This is a genomic window from Phytohalomonas tamaricis, assembly GCF_003012345.1.
Taxonomy (GTDB): domain Bacteria; phylum Pseudomonadota; class Gammaproteobacteria; order Pseudomonadales; family Halomonadaceae; genus Phytohalomonas; species Phytohalomonas tamaricis.
The window spans coordinates 85,518-102,985 of the sequence record NZ_PVRV01000015.1 but is presented as its reverse complement, the minus strand read 5'-3'; the positions used below and the strand labels follow the sequence as shown (position 1 = coordinate 102,985).

Below are 17,468 nucleotides of genomic sequence, written 5' to 3'. Positions count from 1 at the left end.
TCTTCAACTGAGCCGGGTCGATGCAAGGAGGGCCGAGATGAGCGTACAAACGGAACAGGAGGCGGCACGTTCACTGTTGTCAGTGGAGCGGTTGGCGATCGAATTTGGTCATGGTGCGCGCAGACGGCGCGTGGTCGACGAGCTGAGCTTTACGCTGCAGAGCGGCAGGACACTGTGCATTGCTGGCGAGTCGGGCAGCGGCAAGTCGCTGTCGGCGCTGGCAATCATGGGGCTCTTGCCCCGGGCAGCAGCGACGCCGAGCGGGGCGATCCTATTCAAAGATCAGGAGCTCCTGAGCCTGCCCGAGCGGCACATGCAGCGCCTGCGCGGGCGGGAGATCGCGATGATCTTTCAGGAGCCGATGACCTCGCTCAATCCAATGATGAGCATCGGCCAGCAGCTTGAGGAGACGGCGCGCCGTCACAGGATTGCCGCAGGCAGTGGTGCGCATCAGCGTGCCCGCGAAATGCTCGAGGCGGTGCGCGTGCCCCACGTCGAGCGACGGCTTAAGCAATATCCTCACGAGCTGTCTGGTGGCATGCGCCAGCGGGTGATGATCGCGATGGCGATGCTGACCAATCCTAAGGTACTGATCGCCGACGAGCCGACCACTGCGCTGGACGTGACGATTCAGGCCCAGATCCTTGAGTTGATGCGTGACCTACAGCGCGAATTCAATACCGCTATGCTGCTGATCACTCATGATATGGGGGTGGTCGCCGAGATGGCCGACGAGGTAGTGGTGATGAACCAGGGCGTGGTCGAGGAACAGGCGCCACTGCGCCAACTGTTCACCCATCCCAAGGCCTCCTACACCCAGAAGCTCTTGGCCGCCGTGCCGCGACTGGGCACGGCAGGGCCGCTGGCATCAAAAACCGAGCGACCGGTGGTACTTGAGGTTGACGATCTGAAGGTACGCTTTCCGCTGCGTCGTGAGCGACTGTTCACTACGCCCAAGGAGGTGCGCGCAGTCGAGGGCGTCAGCTTCAGGCTTCATCAGGGCGAGACGCTGGGCATCGTCGGTGAGAGTGGCTGCGGTAAGTCGACCACTGGCAAGGCGCTGATGAACATGCTCGCCTTCGAGGGCAGCGCGCGGCTCAATGGTCAGGAGCTCAACGGCCTCAAGGGCGAGGCGCTCAAGGCGGTACGTCGCGATATCCAAATGATTTTTCAGGATCCGTTCGCCGCGCTCAATCCGCGCAAGTCGATTCTCGAGCTGGTTGGCGAGCCGCTGCTGATCCATCACCGACTTGCCTTGCACGAGCGCGAAGAACGGGTTGCGGCGCTGCTTGAACAGGTCGGACTGCCGGGTGATACGATGCGGCGTTATCCACACCAGTTCTCCGGCGGCCAGCGTCAGCGCATCTGTATCGCCCGTGCGCTGGCGCTGAAGCCGAAGGTGATCATCGCCGACGAACCGGTTTCGGCGCTCGACGTCTCAGTCCAGGCCCAGGTGCTCGAGCTGCTGGAGACGCTGCAGCGCCAATACGATCTGAGCTATCTGTTCATCTCCCACGACATGGCGGTGGTAGAGCGGCTCTGTCACCGCGTCGCGGTAATGTACAGCGGGCAGATCGTCGAGATCGGCTCCCGCGATCAGGTGCTGCATGACCCGCAGCACGCCTATACCCGGCGGCTACTGGCTGCGGTGCCAGTGCCAGAGATGGATAGCCGGCGTGACTTCAAGGCGCTGCTAGAAGCGTTCGAATCGCCCAACCCGATCAAGCCGCACGACTATATCGCCCCGGCGCAGTGCTACATCGAACCGAATGCGGGCCACTTCGTTGCCGTCTAGACCGGCCTGGATGGCAACGATAGCGCCAAGATCAGCGTGGGGATGGGCTTCGAATAGCTGTTGATTGGCGATCAGGCCCGCGCGCTAGCGGCACGCTTAAAAGGTTAGGCGGACGATGAGACGCTACTGATATTGAAAGGATTGCGGCCAACGTGGTGCTGACCGCAACGTAAAGCGTGCTGGCGTGCTCAGAGTAGCTTGTTTAGCGCCGTGATGAATGCAGCTATGGTATCTTCGTTGCGGCGATAGTAGGTCCATTGACCGACGCGTTCGGCGCTGACCAACCCAGCACGGTATAGGGTGGCGAGATAAGCCGAGATGGTCGACTGTGAAAGGCCCGCCTTCTCCTGAATGATGCCGACGCAGACGCTGCCATCCGCACGGCAGTGCTCGGCGGCGAAGTGCTCATGTGGCGCCTTGAGCCACTGCAGGATATGCAGGCGTTGAGGATTGGCGAGCGCCTTGAGGATTTCATTGACGTTCATGGGCGCCTCGTGATGCTGGGCAACGGGTGTTGGACAACGGAACAGATAATGCGCCTATGTTCGCATATTTCGCGGTGAACAACGACGCGCAGACGCCATTTAGTGCGTTTGCGCGTCATCGTGCGCTCAATAAATGGCGTTAGATCACCAGATTCGACAGGGCGTTGCGATCAAAGTCGATAGTGTCTTCAAACCGGCCGGCACGAATCTTGGCCGGCCAGTCCGGGTCGGAAAGCAAGGCGCGGCCGACAGCCACCAGATCAAAGGCACCGGCATCCATGCGCTCAATCAAGGTGTCGATATCGGCGCGTCCGGCGTTGGGATCGGCCTTGCCGGTAAACTGATCGGGTCCAAAGGCCTTGTCGAGCCCGATGCTGCCCACTGTGATGGCCGGTTTACCGGTCAGTTCGCGTGCCCAGGTCGCCAGGTTGTCGGGCGAGCCTTCGAATGCCGGCTCCCAGAAGCGGCGTGTGCTAGCGTGAAAGATATCCACTCCGGCTTCGGCCAGCGCTGACAGGATGGTGCCCAGTTCATCAGGTGTCTCGGCGATCTTGGCCTCGTAATCGCTCATCTTCCACTGCGAGAAGCGCAGCACGATCGGGAAATCATCGCTGACTTCGGCACGCATCGCGCGTACTACTTCGACGGGTAGACGGAGACGGTTTTCCAGCGAGCCGCCGTATTCGTCATCACGCTGATTCGTTTGTGACCACAGGAACGTATCGAGCAGGTAGCCGTGAGCAGCGTGGATCTCGAGCCCGTCGAAGCCCAGGCGCTCAGCGTCACGGGCGGCGCGCGCATAAGATGCAATGACATCATAGATGTCATCAATACTCATGCCCTTGACCACAACCTGACCCTCTTCCTCGATCGTCATCGGCCCATAGCCCGGTACGCTGAGGTCATGAGGCATGCCGGGACGACGCTCGTTGCCTACGTGCCAGAGCTGCGGGATGATCTTGGCGCCAGCAGCGTGGACTTCGTCGACTACACGTTTCCAACCGGCCAGTGCTTGTTCACCGAAGAAGTCCGGGGCGTTTTCATAACCGTTAGCGGCAGGATGATCGATATAGGTGCCTTCGGTGATGATCAAGCCGATGCCGCCTTCGGCGCGGCGGCGGTAGTAGCGTGCTACTTCTTCATTGGGAACGCCGCCGGGTGAGTGCTGGCGCGTCATGGGCGCCATGACGAGCCGGTTGGCAAGCGTGAGGCTGCCTAATGTGATCGGGGTGAACAGCGATGCAACACGAGGATGTATAGTGGTGGCCATGGAAAACTCCTGTGGCGTTAAGAACGTTGCAGAAGGGTAATCCATATATCGAGGTATTACGATATTGCTGTCAATAAAATGATGTAATCGCCTGCGATGGCTATCGCTATTGCCCATGCTTGCCTACCTGGCGCTTGTACCTGTCGGGCAACACGCTATGGTGAGAGCAGATGCCCCTACGGTCAGGAGATTACCCGATGTCTTTCGCCTTGCATGAAACCCACTTTGGCAAGTGGCCAGCGCTTGAGCTGCACGATGATAAAGGCTTGCGGATGCGCATTGCACTGCACGGTGCCACGCTGCTTGATCTCTATTTGCCAGGGCCTGACGGTAATCTTCTTCGCATCATCGACGGCTATCGCCACGCTCAGGAGCTTGAGGTGGGTGGCGCGGCCCGCTCAGCGCTGATGGCACCGTTTTCCAACCGCATCGCGCACGGGCGCTACGAGTTCAACGGTCAGGAGCATCAATTGCCGGTGAGCAAGGGCGAGGGTAATGCGATTCATGGCATCGTGCGCGATCTTGATTGGACGTTGGCTAATCATCACTGTGATGAACGTAGTGCCGCAGTCACTCTGACTACGGCGATTGGTGCCGACACGCTGCCTGGCTATCCGTTTACGGTCAACTGCTGCTGCATGTTCACTCTCGACGAGCAGGGGCTGGAGTGGTCATTGGTAGCCGAAAATGTCGGTACTACAACGGCACCGTTCGGCTGTGGCTGGCATCCCTACTTTTACCCACCCGGTGGCAATCTCGAAGCGTGCCGCGTGGTGCTTCCGGCACGCGAGGCGGTAGTGGCCGACAAAACGTTAATCCCTCTGCAAGGCGATAAGGGGCGACGTACGCTCAATGATCATGTTCTCGCCCTCAATGCTCACGTGCTAGACGCCTGCTTTACCGCACTCGCGCCCGATGAGGATGGCTTGTGCCGCACACGCTTCGAGGATAGCCGTGCCGGGCTTCAACTGGTGGTTGCTCAACCCTATGGCGCTGTCCACCTGTTTACTGGTGATACGCTCGCGGAGCGGGCGAGATCATCGCTGGCGATCGAACCAACCGAGTTCCCTCCCAACGCCTACAACATGCCGGAACTGGCCGAACAGATAACATTGGCGCCTGGTGCAGTACGCCGTTTCGGCGCCAAAGTGACGCTCGAAGCGTTGACGTCATGACCGCTATCGTGTGTCTGTGAAGATCTAGCGCGGCGCAGTCATTTGAAAAATTGGCGCAAGCCATATTGAACGGATGGCGGAGCTGCGATCGAAGTGCGCGCCGATTTCGATACGTATTGAGATATGCAGCGTCAGGTTGCCGAGCGCTGGCGTGATGATAAGCAATGGTGGCGCGCGACGGTGCGTAATACGGCAAACATGGGCTGGTTTTCGTCGGATCGTGCCGTGCGTGAATACGCAGCCCAGATATGGAAAACACGTTAGCTGGGTATCTGTCACCAAAGGTCATGAAAAAGCCCCTACTAGTAGGGGCTTTTTCATTTCTAAGTAGGCTGACGCTTATTTCTTGAGCTTGGTCATGCGCAGATAAGGGGTCTTTTCATCCCAACCCTGCGGAAACAGCTCGTTGGCTTCCTCATTGCTGACTGACGGCGCAATGATAACGTCGTCGCCATCCTTCCAGTTGACCGGTGTCGCGACGCGCTCATTGTCAGTAAGTTGGAGACTGTCGAGTACGCGCAAGATCTCCTGAAAATTGCGGCCGGCGCTGGCCGGATACGTCAAAATCAGGCGGACCTTCTTCTTGGGATCAATCACGAATACCGAACGCACAGTCAATGTGTCGTTGGCATTGGGATGGATCATGCCATAGAGCTGACTGACCTTGCGGTCAGCATCGGCCAGCAAGGGGAAGTTCAGCGCGTGGCCCTGCGTCTGTTCGATGTCGCCCTTCCAAGCGTGGTGATCGTCAAGCGGATCAACCGACAGACCGATAGCCTTGGCGTTGCGCTTCTCAAATTCCGGCTTCAGACGAGCAACTTCGCCCAATTCGGTGGTGCAGACCGGGGTGAAATCCTTGGGATGTGAAAACAGGATTGCCCATTGGTCGCCCATCCACTCATGAAAATTGATGGTGCCTGAGGTGCTGTCCTGAGAAAAGTCGGGAGCGGTATCGCCGAGTTGCAGCGTCATGCAAAGTCTCCTTTCGTCGAGCGGAGGTAAGTGGAGTTATCCTGGAACACGATATTGACGATTTCCGCTGCATTAGCCAAACAACAAGTTCGCCTAAGTTAATTCCTATCTGAACATAACGGCTTTCTTCAAGAAATCACCTGCCTTGATCATCGTCAATATGAAAAGAGTATCAATCATCTTCCTGATAGCGCACGAAGGCACGCTTGTTGTCTGCCACGATGACCAGATCACCTTTATTGAGGTCTTCATATTCCGAGCGGGATGTCTGGCCATCAGGGGTAATGCTGAGCACCTGGGCGACTGATGAGGTGTTGTCCGGGCGCTCTGTCACTTGCAACCGCACATTGGCCTTCTTGTAACGGGCAGTGATCACACTGCCTATCTTGGGCGCTTCCTTGAGAAAGTAAAGGTCCTCGTAGTGCTCCTTGACGCTGGCATTATCGGGGGTATCCCACTCGATCTGACGCGCATCGGTCATGGCAATCTATCTCCTAGTGTCGATTCGTCTCTTTTCTTCTCTTCATCCTAGCAGTTAACGCGCAATGGGCCCGTGCCGACTGTAGTTCATCGCCGTTCAGACGATAACCAAAAAGAGAAACGGAGAATGTACAGATACGCACTGTAGGGCGTCGTCGTTGTAGCGAGGCTACATGAAACACATAAGCTTGATAATAATGGCCCTTGCTCAGGGATTTCTATGCGCCAGTACCGCTATGGCGCAGCCCTCCTGTTCCGATGAGCATATACGTGCCTCCTTTGATGCATTAACGGCGCGTATTGCACAGTGGGACCATGCCTATTACATCGAAGGTCTGCGCGAGGTCGATGATGGGGTGTATGACCAGGCGCGTCGTCGCCTTGAACAATGGCGTGCATGCCTCGGTCATGACGAAGCAACATCGCCCTTGCCCAGCAGTGACGATATGCGGCGCCATCCCGTGGTGCAGACGGGATTGGACAAGTTGCCTGACCGTCAGGCAATAGCTGAATGGCTTTCACGCCATACGGATAAAACGCTATGGGTACAGCCAAAAGTTGATGGCGTAGCGGTAACGCTCGTGTATCGAGACGGCGTGCTGACCGAGGCTATCAGTCGTGGTGATGGTACGCGGGGGCACGACTGGCTGGCACGTGTGCGCGAATTACCCAATATCCCTCAGCGACTGCCTGAATCGGCACCTGCCGATGTGATCCTGCAAGGCGAACTCTTTAGGCACTTCGAACATCATGTTCAATCTCGCGATGGCAGCGCCGGGGCGCGTGGTGACGTTGCCGGCTGGATGCAACGTGAGGCGCTGGCTCCGGCGTTGGCAGATCAGATCGAGTTCTTCGCCTGGGATTTTCCTACAGGTCCAGAGACGCTAGATGAACGATTGGCTCTGCTTGCACAGTGGGGATTTGCCACGGTGGGCCACTATAGTGAGCGCATTGAGACCGTCGATGACGTTGTGCAGTGGCGCGAGCGCTGGTATCACGCTGCGCTGCCGTTTGCTTCTGACGGTATCGTTATTCGCCAGAGCCGTCGGCCACCAGCGACGACGTGGCAGGCGCGCGCCCCCGCGTGGGCCGTGGCCTGGAAGTATCCTGCCCGTAAAACATTAGCCGAAGTCCGCGATGTGATATTTACCATCGGCCGTACCGGGCGAATAACGCCGGTACTTGAGCTCATTCCCGTCGAACTTGATGATCGTGAGGTAACGCGTGTCAGTGTTGGCTCACTCGCACGTTGGCAGCGTTTTGATATTCGTCCTGGCGATCAGGTCCGTATCAGCCTTGCCGGGCTGACCATTCCCCGCTTCGATTCAGTTGAGCTACGTAGTGATATCCGGCGAGAAGTGAGCGTGCCGGATGCCACACGCTATCACTATACAAGCTGTATGACCTGGACGCCGGACTGCCATATGCAATTCCTTGCCCGTCTGGCCTGGCTAAGTAGTGGCAATGGTCTGGACCTGTCGGGAATCGGTGCTGGAGTATGGGAACGCCTGATTGAGGCGGGACTGGTCGTGACACTTACCGATGCGCTCTGGCTGGAAACCGATGAGCTAAAGCGCCTTGAAGGTGTAGGCATGCGCCGGGCCGAGCAATGGACGGAGGCATTTCATACCGCGAGACAACGGAGTGCATGGCAGTGGCTAAAGGCACTGGGCCTGCCGCCTGTGGCACGTGACAAGATCGAGGCGGATGGGATGATTGATATCGAAAAGTTGGCGACACGCTCACGCATGGCTTGGCGCTCTATTGACGGTGTCGGTACGACTCGTGCTGAACAGCTGTATGTTTTTTTCAATCATCCTAACGTGCAAGAAGCCGTGACGCAGCTAAGCCGCACAGAAGTGAAGGGCTTTAACGTACCTAAAGCTGAACAATAGGACTAGATATTCTAGTACTCGAGTAGCGCATGAAACTAGGCGAGTCATGAATTTTGTGTTGCAAAGTTTAATTGCTCAATGTAATATTTGGTTACTTAAAGAGTATTGATGTGATCACGTCTCGCTAGTTAGTACATAAAGTTACGCTAAGACTAAAGTTGGGCAGCATGTAGTCATAATTCTGTCCATTATGTGTAACAGAGCAAGACGGGACGCAAGGGGCTTCACACAGGATTAAAGCAATCCGCACTGAAGCCGATAGATAATCGTGAAAAGCTTGCTCAGACGAAATGATGAGGCCGGCAGGGCTGCAAAGGTTCGCAGCGAAGTGTCAGGGAACGTTCCTGCAAGATGCCTTCTAGCTTTCTTTGTGAGGAAGCGTTAATTGCCAAAGGCGATTGATCAGCTAAGGAGATTTGCTATGACACTACTTATCGTTGGCGGTGCTTTGTACGCCGTATTGATGCTCTTCATGCTGGGTGCTATGTACGTTTCCGGCCGTGGCAGTGATGCCGAAGAAAGCTTTGAAAGCTTTGAGCTGGCACGAATGCAAAAAGCCCGCGCTGCTGAAGACAAGCTGGCCTTTGCATTCATTCCTCATAAAGATGCCGCCTGATTTTACAGCCGTCTGAATCAAACAGAGTTACGAAACCGCCGGAGTCACTCCGGCGGTTTTTTTATGGCTGCTGGTTACCGCTGGCTTTGTAGCGTAAACCACTATAAAAAAGCCCACCGCCAGGGTGGGCTTTCAGCGACTACGCTAAGCTTGTGTTTGCGTTATGACTTGCCGGCGCGCTTGCGCTCATTCTCTTTCAAGTGCTTCTTGCGCAGACGAATGAAGCTCGGTGTAATCTCAACCAGCTCGTCATCATCAAGAAACTCGATGGCTTGTTCCAGCGAGAACTTGACCGGCGGCGTCAGGACGATGTTTTCATCGTTACCTGAGGCGCGCATGTTGTCGAGCTTCTTGCCCTTGGTCGGGTTGACGACCATGTCATTGGCACGGTTGTTGATGCCAATCAGCATGCCTTCGTAGACTTCGGTACCATGATCAATGATCAGCTTACCGCGATCCTGCAGTGCGTAAAGCGCATAAGCCAGTGCCTTGCCATCGACCATCGAAACCAATACGCCATTGCGACGCTCGATCGATGCATCGGGCTTGAGCGGGCCGTAATGATCAAAACGGCTGGTCAGGATGCCGGTACCTGAAGTCAACGTCAGGAATTGCCCGCGGAAACCGATCAGGCCACGAGCGGGGATGATGAAGTCCAGACGCACACGTCCTTTGCCGTCGGGGTTCATATTGGTCAGCTCGCCCTTGCGGTAGCCGAGCTCTTCCATCACCGAGCCCTGGTGCTGCTCTTCGATATCGATGATGACTTCTTCGTACGGCTCCTGCTTGACGCCATCGACTTCACGAATGATGACTTCAGGACGGCCAACGGCCAGTTCGAAGCCTTCGCGGCGCATGGTTTCAATCAACACCGACAGGTGAAGTTCACCACGTCCGGATACCTTGAACTTCTCAGGTGACTCACCCTGCTCGACACGCAGTGCCACGTTGTGGATCAGCTCCTGATCGAGGCGATCCTTGATGTTGCGGCTGGTGACATACTTGCCGTCACGGCCTGCGAATGGCGAATCGTTGACCTGGAAGGTCATCGAAACGGTTGGTTCGTCAACGGAAAGTGGTGGCAGCGCTTCAGGTGCAGCCGGGTCACAGATCGTGTCGGAAATACCCAGATCATCAATACCTGTGATACAGACGATGTCACCTGCAGAAGCTTCATCCGTCTGAACACGCTCCAAGCCAAGGTGAGTCATGACCTGACCGACCTTGCCCTTGCGTACAGAGCCGTCAACATCGACAACAGTTACCTGCTGATTGGGTTTGACGCTGCCGCGCTTGATACGGCCCAGGCCGATGACGCCAACATAGCTGTTGTAGTCGAGTGCAGAAATCTGCATCTGGAACGGTCCGTCGAGCTGGACATTAGGTGGCTCAACGATGTCGACGATGGCCTGGAACATGGGATCCATGTTGTCAGACAGCTCTTCCGGGTCCATGCCGGCGATGCCGTTCAGCGCCGAACAATAGATGATCGGGAAGTCGAGCTGCTCGTCAGTTGCGCCAAGGTTGTCAAACAGGTCAAAAATCTGATCGACGACCCAGTCAGGGCGAGCGCCGGGGCGGTCAATCTTGTTGACGACAACGATCGGTTTCAGACCCTGAGCGAATGCCTTCTGAGTAACGAAACGAGTTTGCGGCATCGGGCCGTCAACCGCATCAACCAACAGTAACACGGAGTCGACCATTGACATGACGCGTTCAACTTCACCACCAAAATCGGCGTGCCCTGGCGTATCAACGATATTGATGTGGTAATCGTGCCAGCGAATAGCAGTATTCTTTGCCAGGATGGTAATACCACGTTCCTTTTCCTGGTCGTTGGAGTCCATGATACGTTCCTGACCTTCGGTCTTGCGGTCAAGCGTACCGGACTGTTGAAGAAGCTTGTCGACCAGAGTGGTTTTGCCGTGGTCGACGTGAGCGATGATAGCTATATTACGAAGTTTCTCGATCACGACGGGATCCTGTAAGGAAAATCGGTGCGCATTATAGTGCCGCAGCGATGGTTACGACCACCCTGCGCGAATGAAATGATGCGAAAAGAAGGCAAATTATCAATTATCGCCTGAGAAAAAGCTAAGTTCCGTATTATAAGTAAATATTTAATTTAGTCGAATCAAACCTGTTATTAGCAATAAAGGTGGTAGGCTAGAATAACGTTGGCACGAAATGAAACGGCAGGTCTTTATGCACAGTAATGGTGCATAAATAAAATAATGGCACCAAGCTAGTGCGTTGCTGGTATGTATTCGCCTGTAAGCCGTTCGGTTTTTATAGCGAAGATGCTGCGAATAAATCCCTGACATCATATAAAACCTTTTTTTATCAAAGCCTTATTAGTATTGCGCTTAACTTGCGCGCTATTTTGGCACGGTGAATGCATTAATTCGGACAATTAAAACGCTTGTATGCACTGCAAATGAGCGTGTAAAAAAGTCGAACTGGACACGTTAGCCAACCATTCGAGCTTCGGCTCACATTGGAGGACCACCATGGCAGAAAAGACTCTTGCCCTGATTGAAGAACACGACGTCAAGTGGGTTGATTTGCGCTTTACCGATACAAAGGGCAAGGAGCAGCATGTCACGATTCCGGCCCGCGCCGTCGATGATGAATTCTTCGAAAACGGCCAAATGTTTGACGGTTCCTCCATTTCCGGCTGGAAAGGCATCAACGAGTCCGACATGATTCTGATGCCGGAGGACGGCACCGCCTACCTGGATCCGTTTACCGAAGACCCGACTATCGTACTGCGCTGCGACATCATCGAGCCGGCGACAATGCAGGGCTATGAGCGTGATCCACGCTCCATCGCCAAGCGCGCCGAAGCGTATCTGAACAGCACTGGCCTGGGCGACACTGCCTTCTTTGGCCCGGAGCCCGAGTTCTTCATCTTTGATCAGGTTCATTTCAAGAATGAAATGAACGGCTCGTTTTTCAAGATCACCTCGGAAGAGGGCGCCTGGTCTACCGACGCGACCAACCTGGAAGGCGGCAACATGGGCCACCGTCCCCGCGTCAAGGGCGGCTACTTCCCGGTACCACCGGTTGATTCCTTCCATGATATTCGTAGCGCGATGTGCGCCACGCTGGAAGCAGTCGGTCAGAGTGTTGAAGTTCACCACCACGAAGTGGCGAATGCGGGCCAGAATGAGATCGGTGTGAAGTTCAACACGCTGGTCAAGAAGGCCGACGAAGTTCAGACCATGAAGTATGTGATCCACAATGTGGCGCACGCTTATGGTAAGACAGCGACTTTCATGCCTAAGCCGATGGCGGGTGATAACGGTTCTGGCATGCACGTTCACCAGTCGTTCTGGAAAGATGGCGAGAACATGTTCGCCGGTGACGAATATGCTGGTCTGTCCGAAACTGCGCTGTATTACATCGGTGGTGTGATCAAGCACGCTCGTGCACTGAACGCCTTCACCAATGCCTCCACCAACTCGTACAAGCGTTTGGTGCCAGGCTTCGAAGCGCCGGTCATGCTCGCCTATAGCGCGCGTAATCGCTCTGCGTCGCTGCGTATTCCGTATACTTCAAGTCCCAAGGCCAAGCGTGTCGAGACACGTTTCCCTGACCCGACAGCTAACCCATACCTGGCTTTTGCTGCACTGCTGATGGCGGGTATCGACGGGATCCGTAACAAGATTCATCCTGGCGATGCTCTGGACAAGAACCTGTACGACCTGCCGGCAGAAGAAGCCAAGCAGGTGCCAACGGTCGCTACAAGCCTTGAGCAGGCACTCGAAGCGCTGCGCGAAGATCATGCCTTCCTGACCGAAGGTGGTGTTTTCACTGAAGATACAATCGACGCCTACATTGAGCTGAAGATGGAAGAAGTGACTGCGGTACGTATGGTGCCGAGCCCGATGGAATACGAACTGTACTACAGCGTATAAACACGGCAGCTCAGTTTGTAAGCAGTACCGCGCAAAACAAAGAAAGCCCCGTATTCACGGGGCTTTTTTCATGTCTGCAGTAGACGGTAATTCGCTACACTGGCCCTCATCATATGGGAGGCAAGTTTCATGAAAGGAAATTGGCGCGATAGCATGAAAAGACGGACGCTCGCGGGATGTTTGCTGTTGTTCGCTGCCATTCCGGCGGTAAATGCAGCGGTCTATCGCAGTGTTGATGCCAATGGCAATCCGGTCTTTACCGATCAGCCGCAGCCGGAGAGTAGCCGTATCAATGTGGCGCCACCCGACGTGGTCGACGTCGACGCGAAGTCCTCTCAGCCGCAAAAAAAAGCGCTTGATCCCGCAGAACCCCAACAGGCCTTTATTCCTTATACGCAGTTGGCCATTGTCTCTCCTCGCAACGAAGCAACGATACCGACTGGTGCTGCCGGCGATGTTCAGGTTGAACTGGCCATAACGCCGCAGCTTGCTCCCGGAGACAAGGTACGGCTTCGTGTCGACGGACAGGTGAGCCAGTCCGCGCTTCGGACATCGGCATTTTTTATTTCCGGGATGAACCGAGGTGAACATACGCTGCGAGTCGAACTGCTCGATAGCACCGGTCATGTGCGTCAGCAAAGTGATCCCGTCACCATTTATGTGCAGCGCGCCAGCCAGAACATGCCCGCTAATCCACGCAGCTCATCTTCGGCTCCTTGATGGGGTACTGGGAAATACGGTGCGCTAGAAACTGACATCCATTGATCTCATTGCACCAATTCGGTGCTAAATAGTTGTGGGCGATAACGCCACGCTGCGCCATTGCTGAGCAATGCACACGAGATTGCTCACTCTGGCGCGCTTTTTGCACTTCTAGAGTGAACAAGGATGACGGATATAGGCATGTACCAACGCCTGCTAGAACACTTAACGACTGCAGTAGTACTTCTTGACGGTTCACTGCACGTCATATGGATGAATCCCTCCGCTGAAGCATTGCTGGGCATCAGTCGTGCGCGCGTAGAACAGTCACGTATCGATTGCTTAGAAGGTGACGATGGGGTTATCAGTGCCATGCTCGCCAAGGCGCTTGAAGAACAGCACCCTTATACCCAGCGTGAGGCTTGTCTGGTGCTTGCCAGTGGCGAAAGCATAACGGTGGACTACACCGCAACGCCGCTATCGGAACAGGAACTGCTGCTTGAGTTCGAGGCGCGCGATCGGCTGATGCGGATTTCACGCGAAGAAGCGCTGATTGCCCGGCAGGAAATGGTCAAGGTACTGACACGAGGCCTCGCGCATGAGGTGAAAAATCCACTGGGTGGTATACGTGGTGCGGCACAGTTGCTAGAGCGTGAGATGGATGATGAAAATCTCAGCGAATTTACCCGCATCATTGTGGGGGAGGCTGATCGGCTGCGTGATCTGGTTGATCGTATGCTGGGGCCCAACAAGCTTTTAGCACATACCCCCGTCAATGCTCATGCCGTACTGGAGCGAGTGCGTATGCTGCTGACGGCCGAGACGAGCAATGTCACCTTCATCCGCGATTATGATCCCAGCCTGCCAGATATCATCGGAGATGAAAGTCAGCTCATCCAGGCCGTACTGAATGTCGCCCGCAATGCTGTGCAGGCGCTGGAGGAGAACGACATATCCTCGCCTACGCTAACGCTGAAAACACGGGCACGTCGCCAGTTCACGCTCGGCGCCGAGCGCCATCGGTTGGTCTGTGAGATAGCCATCATCGATAACGGCCCGGGGATTCCCGAGAGCCTCAGAGAGTCACTGTTCTATCCGATGATTTCAGGTCGGGCCGAAGGAAGCGGCCTTGGGCTTTCCATTTCGCAGTCAATCCTGCATCAGCATCAGGGCTTGATTGAATGCGACAGCCTGCCCGGGCATACCGAATTTCGCTTATTGGTGCCCTTGGACATTGCTGACAAGGGACATCAACTCAATGGAGGCCATGCATGAATGACGCCGCGCGAGTTTATATCGTCGATGATGATCGAGCGATTCGCTGGGTACTGGAGCGGACCCTCGCTCAACCCGATATCGATGTGTCCAGTTTCGAGCGCGCTGACCAGGCCGAAGAAGCCATTTTACGCCAGCCACCGGACGTGCTGCTGACCGATATTCGTATGCCCGGCACCGATGGTTTGGATTTGATGGCTAAAACGCGCGAACACTACCCGGATATGCCCGTTATCGTGATGACCGCGCATTCCGATCTTGATAGTGCTGTAGCCTCTTACCAGGGTGGGGCATTTGAATACCTGCCCAAGCCTTTCGATGTCGACGAGGCGCTTGCGCTGGTGCGGCGCGCTATAGCTCATGCACGAGAACGTCACGCGCCTGCACAGGCTCCGGAAGGCATCAATACCGAAATCATCGGCGAAGCGCCGGCGATGCAGGAAGTATTCCGCGCGATCGGAAGGCTTTCGCATTCGCATATTACGGTAATGATCAACGGCGAATCGGGCACCGGCAAGGAGCGGGTCGCTCAAGCATTACACCAGCACAGCCCGCGTGCACGCCATCCGTTTATTGCCTTGAACATGGCCGCCATTCCTAAAGACCTGATGGAGTCGGAGCTGTTTGGCCATGAAAAGGGCGCTTTTACCGGGGCGACCTCGCAGCGTCGCGGGCGTTTCGAGCAGGCTGATGGTGGGACGCTGTTTCTAGACGAGATCGGCGACATGCCGGCCGAGACCCAAACGCGTCTCTTGCGCGTGCTGGCCAACGGTGAGTTCTACCGTGTCGGCGGGCTTACTCCGGTCAAGGTCGACGTGCGTATTATTGCCGCCACCCATCAGAATCTCGAAAAGCTGGTAGCGGATGGGCGCTTTCGTGAGGACTTGTTCCACCGTCTTAACGTGATTCGTGTCCATTTGCCGCGGCTGGCTGAGCGACGTGAAGATATTCCGCGTCTGGCGCGACACTTCCTTGCCGAAGCCGCACGCGAGTTGAGCGCCGAACCGAAAGTATTGACCGAAGCCGCTGAAAAGCATCTATCGCGCCTGACGTGGCCGGGGAATGTTCGCCAGCTCGAAAACACCTGCCGCTGGCTGACGGTAATGGCATCGGGGCGCGAAGTGCTGGTGGATGATCTGCCACCAGAGCTGCGTGATCTTGAAGGCACCGACATTGCCTCCGGCGACTGGCGCGGCGCCTTTCGTGAATGGGCTGATCGTGCGCTGGCTGCCGGCCATACTCATCTGCTTGAAGAAGCGGTGCCGGACTTCGAGCGTATCCTGATCGAAACGGCGCTCAAACACACCGGCGGGCGTAAGGGCGAGGCGGCCGAGCTGCTCGGCTGGGGAAGAAATACGCTGACACGCAAGCTGAAAGTCCTGCTGCCGGAACTTGCTGACGCCGAGTGATGAGCTGGATACGTGGCTAGCTCATGTACCAGCCGCCGTTGACATTGATCGTCTGGCCGGTAATGTAACCGTTACGGGCCAGCATCACCGCCACGCCAGCGACCTCGCTGGCCTTGCCAAAGCGTTTGACCGGCAGGATGTCCGGCGTGATCCGGGTATTACCTTTGATCATGTCGGTCTCGATCAGCGCCGGTGCGATCGAATTCGAGGTCACGCCCGTCTCGGCAAGAAGTGATGCGTAAGAATGGGCCAAGCCAATTTGGCCAGCCTTCGAAGCGGCATAGTGCGGGCCAATGACACCGCCAAGTTGGGCGGCTATCGAAGACACCATGATCAGCCGTCCCCAGCCGGCAGCCACCATGTCGGGCAGTACGGCCTGGGAGATGAGAAATGATGAGGTGAGATTCTGGGCAATCAGCGCTGACCAATCGTCAGCTGTCACGTCTTGCCACGCTTGCGCCCGGGATACGCCAGCATTATTGATCAGGATATCGATACAGCCCAGGACGTCGCGTGTTTCATTCACCAGGCGCGCCACATCATTGGCGTCTGACACATCAGCCTGGATGGCCAAAGCCTTACGTCCCTTCGCCTCGATAGACCTGACCGTCTCGTGCGCCTCGCGAGCGCTGTCGTGATAATTGACGGCGACATTGACTCCTGCCTCAGCCAACGCAAGCGCGATGTCGCGACCGATACCGCGGCTGGCACCGGTGACCAGTGCCACCTTACCCTCAATTTCATCCATGACGTTATTCTCTCCGGATAATCATTGTCAGTAGCCGACGGTGAATCGGCGATGCGTATGCCGCGGCGTTTCCAGCTCATCAATCATCGCCACAGCGAAGTCCTCCACAGAAATCCGGCTGATGCCCGCGTTATCGACGATCATGTCATCAAGGCCGAGACGGAACTTGCCTGTGCGTTCACCAGAAAAGATCTCATGGGCCGGCGACAATGAGGTCCATTCAAGTCCAGGTTCCTGTTCGAGTAACTCCTTGACCACTTTGGTCGATTTGACACCGCCTTCGTATTCACGTGGAAAGTCGGGGCGATCCATGTTGTAGCCACCACCGGCGACCTTGAGCGTCCCCGCACCGCCCACGGCCAGGATGCGCTTCACCCCGGCATGCTTGAGCGCTGTAATAATTGTCTGGGTCGCATGCGTCTGTTGTTCGATGCGCCGTGCGATGCTCTCGCTCTTGGGCGGCGCATAAGCGTGAATGATGGCGTCACGATCGACAAACAGACTAGTGAGCGTGGCGACATCGTTGATATCCACTTCAACCGGCGTCAGATTCGGGTGAGCATCGAGCTTGCCGGCGCTGCGGCTGATTGCTGTGACCCAATGACCGCGTTGCAGTGCTTCCTTGAGCAGTGCCGAGCCGACAAAACCGGTGGCACCGAGCAAAACGATATTCATGATGGCTTTCCTGTATCAAGTAGCCCACAGCACATGGGCCATAGTGGGCAA

Annotated in this window: 16 protein-coding genes; 9 read left to right on the top strand and 7 right to left on the bottom strand. The window is 56.0% G+C overall.

Annotated elements, in window-relative coordinates; all coding sequences use genetic code 11:
• Nucleotides 1-37: 37 nt before the first annotated feature.
• Entirely contained in the window at nt 38-1,795 is a 1,758-nt protein-coding gene (locus C3Z11_RS01095; RefSeq protein ID WP_106475684.1) for an ABC transporter ATP-binding protein, read from the top strand.
• 188 nt (nt 1,796-1,983) lie between these two features.
• Here the strand turns inward: C3Z11_RS01095 and C3Z11_RS01090 are convergent, their stop codons facing one another.
• A complete protein-coding gene (locus tag C3Z11_RS01090; protein WP_106475683.1) occupies nt 1,984-2,280 on the bottom strand; it encodes an ArsR/SmtB family transcription factor in 297 nt (98 codons plus the stop codon).
• A gap of 139 nt (nt 2,281-2,419) precedes the next feature.
• Nucleotides 2,420-3,550: an NADH:flavin oxidoreductase gene (locus C3Z11_RS01085; protein ID WP_106475682.1), complete on the bottom strand. Its 1,131-nt coding sequence runs from the start codon at nt 3,548-3,550 to the stop codon at nt 2,420-2,422.
• A gap of 197 nt (nt 3,551-3,747) precedes the next feature.
• On the opposite strand from C3Z11_RS01085, the gene C3Z11_RS01080 reads away from it, so the two are divergent.
• Complete coding sequence (locus C3Z11_RS01080) at nt 3,748-4,725, top strand: aldose 1-epimerase (RefSeq protein ID WP_158700887.1); 978 nt, start codon at nt 3,748-3,750, stop codon at nt 4,723-4,725.
• A 123-nt stretch (nt 4,726-4,848) separates the two neighbouring features.
• The gene (locus tag C3Z11_RS16725; RefSeq protein ID WP_158700886.1) at nt 4,849-4,989 is read left to right on the top strand and encodes a glycogen/starch/alpha-glucan phosphorylase; all 141 of its coding nucleotides are present in this window, start codon (nt 4,849-4,851) and stop codon (nt 4,987-4,989) included.
• Between the two features lie 75 nt (nt 4,990-5,064).
• On the opposite strand, the gene C3Z11_RS01075 is transcribed toward C3Z11_RS16725, so the two are convergent.
• Together C3Z11_RS01075 and C3Z11_RS01070 are read right to left on the bottom strand one after the other, a co-directional pair.
• Nucleotides 5,065-5,697, bottom strand: a complete 633-nt coding sequence (locus C3Z11_RS01075) for a peroxiredoxin (protein ID WP_106475680.1) — start codon at nt 5,695-5,697, stop codon at nt 5,065-5,067.
• A 172-nt stretch (nt 5,698-5,869) separates the two neighbouring features.
• The gene (locus C3Z11_RS01070) at nt 5,870-6,178 is read right to left on the bottom strand and encodes a hypothetical protein (RefSeq protein ID WP_106475679.1); all 309 of its coding nucleotides are present in this window, start codon (nt 6,176-6,178) and stop codon (nt 5,870-5,872) included.
• 172 nt (nt 6,179-6,350) lie between these two features.
• Between C3Z11_RS01070 and ligB the strand changes: the two genes are divergently transcribed.
• A complete protein-coding gene (gene ligB / locus C3Z11_RS01065) occupies nt 6,351-8,072 on the top strand; it encodes an NAD-dependent DNA ligase LigB (protein WP_106475678.1) in 1,722 nt (573 codons plus the stop codon).
• 421 nt (nt 8,073-8,493) lie between these two features.
• Nucleotides 8,494-8,688: a hypothetical protein gene (locus tag C3Z11_RS01060; RefSeq protein WP_106475677.1), complete on the top strand. Its 195-nt coding sequence runs from the start codon at nt 8,494-8,496 to the stop codon at nt 8,686-8,688.
• A gap of 161 nt (nt 8,689-8,849) precedes the next feature.
• On the opposite strand, the gene typA is transcribed toward C3Z11_RS01060, so the two are convergent.
• Nucleotides 8,850-10,661, bottom strand: coding sequence for a translational GTPase TypA (typA, locus tag C3Z11_RS01055; RefSeq protein WP_106475676.1), 1,812 nt, complete (start codon nt 10,659-10,661; stop codon nt 8,850-8,852).
• A 537-nt stretch (nt 10,662-11,198) separates the two neighbouring features.
• Between typA and glnA the strand changes: the two genes are divergently transcribed.
• The 4 genes from glnA to glnG all read left to right on the top strand — a co-directional run bounded on the left by glnA (nt 11,199) and on the right by glnG (nt 15,994).
• The gene (gene glnA / locus C3Z11_RS01050; RefSeq protein WP_106475675.1) at nt 11,199-12,608 is read left to right on the top strand and encodes a glutamate--ammonia ligase; all 1,410 of its coding nucleotides are present in this window, start codon (nt 11,199-11,201) and stop codon (nt 12,606-12,608) included.
• A gap of 153 nt (nt 12,609-12,761) precedes the next feature.
• Nucleotides 12,762-13,328, top strand: coding sequence for a DUF4124 domain-containing protein (locus C3Z11_RS01045; protein WP_106475674.1), 567 nt, complete (start codon nt 12,762-12,764; stop codon nt 13,326-13,328).
• 183 nt (nt 13,329-13,511) lie between these two features.
• A complete protein-coding gene (gene glnL, locus C3Z11_RS01040) occupies nt 13,512-14,585 on the top strand; it encodes a nitrogen regulation protein NR(II) (RefSeq protein ID WP_106475673.1) in 1,074 nt (357 codons plus the stop codon).
• The gene (gene glnG / locus C3Z11_RS01035) at nt 14,582-15,994 is read left to right on the top strand and encodes a nitrogen regulation protein NR(I) (RefSeq protein ID WP_106475672.1); all 1,413 of its coding nucleotides are present in this window, start codon (nt 14,582-14,584) and stop codon (nt 15,992-15,994) included. Before glnL ends, glnG begins: the two co-directional genes overlap by 4 nt.
• Before the next feature lie 16 nt (nt 15,995-16,010).
• On the opposite strand, the gene C3Z11_RS01030 is transcribed toward glnG, so the two are convergent.
• Both C3Z11_RS01030 and C3Z11_RS01025 read right to left on the bottom strand, forming a co-directional pair.
• Nucleotides 16,011-16,742, bottom strand: a complete 732-nt coding sequence (locus C3Z11_RS01030; RefSeq protein ID WP_106475671.1) for a 3-oxoacyl-ACP reductase family protein — start codon at nt 16,740-16,742, stop codon at nt 16,011-16,013.
• Nucleotides 16,743-16,769: 27 nt separating this feature from the next.
• The gene (locus C3Z11_RS01025) at nt 16,770-17,417 is read right to left on the bottom strand and encodes an NAD(P)-dependent oxidoreductase (protein ID WP_106475670.1); all 648 of its coding nucleotides are present in this window, start codon (nt 17,415-17,417) and stop codon (nt 16,770-16,772) included.
• Nucleotides 17,418-17,468 lie beyond the last annotated feature (51 nt).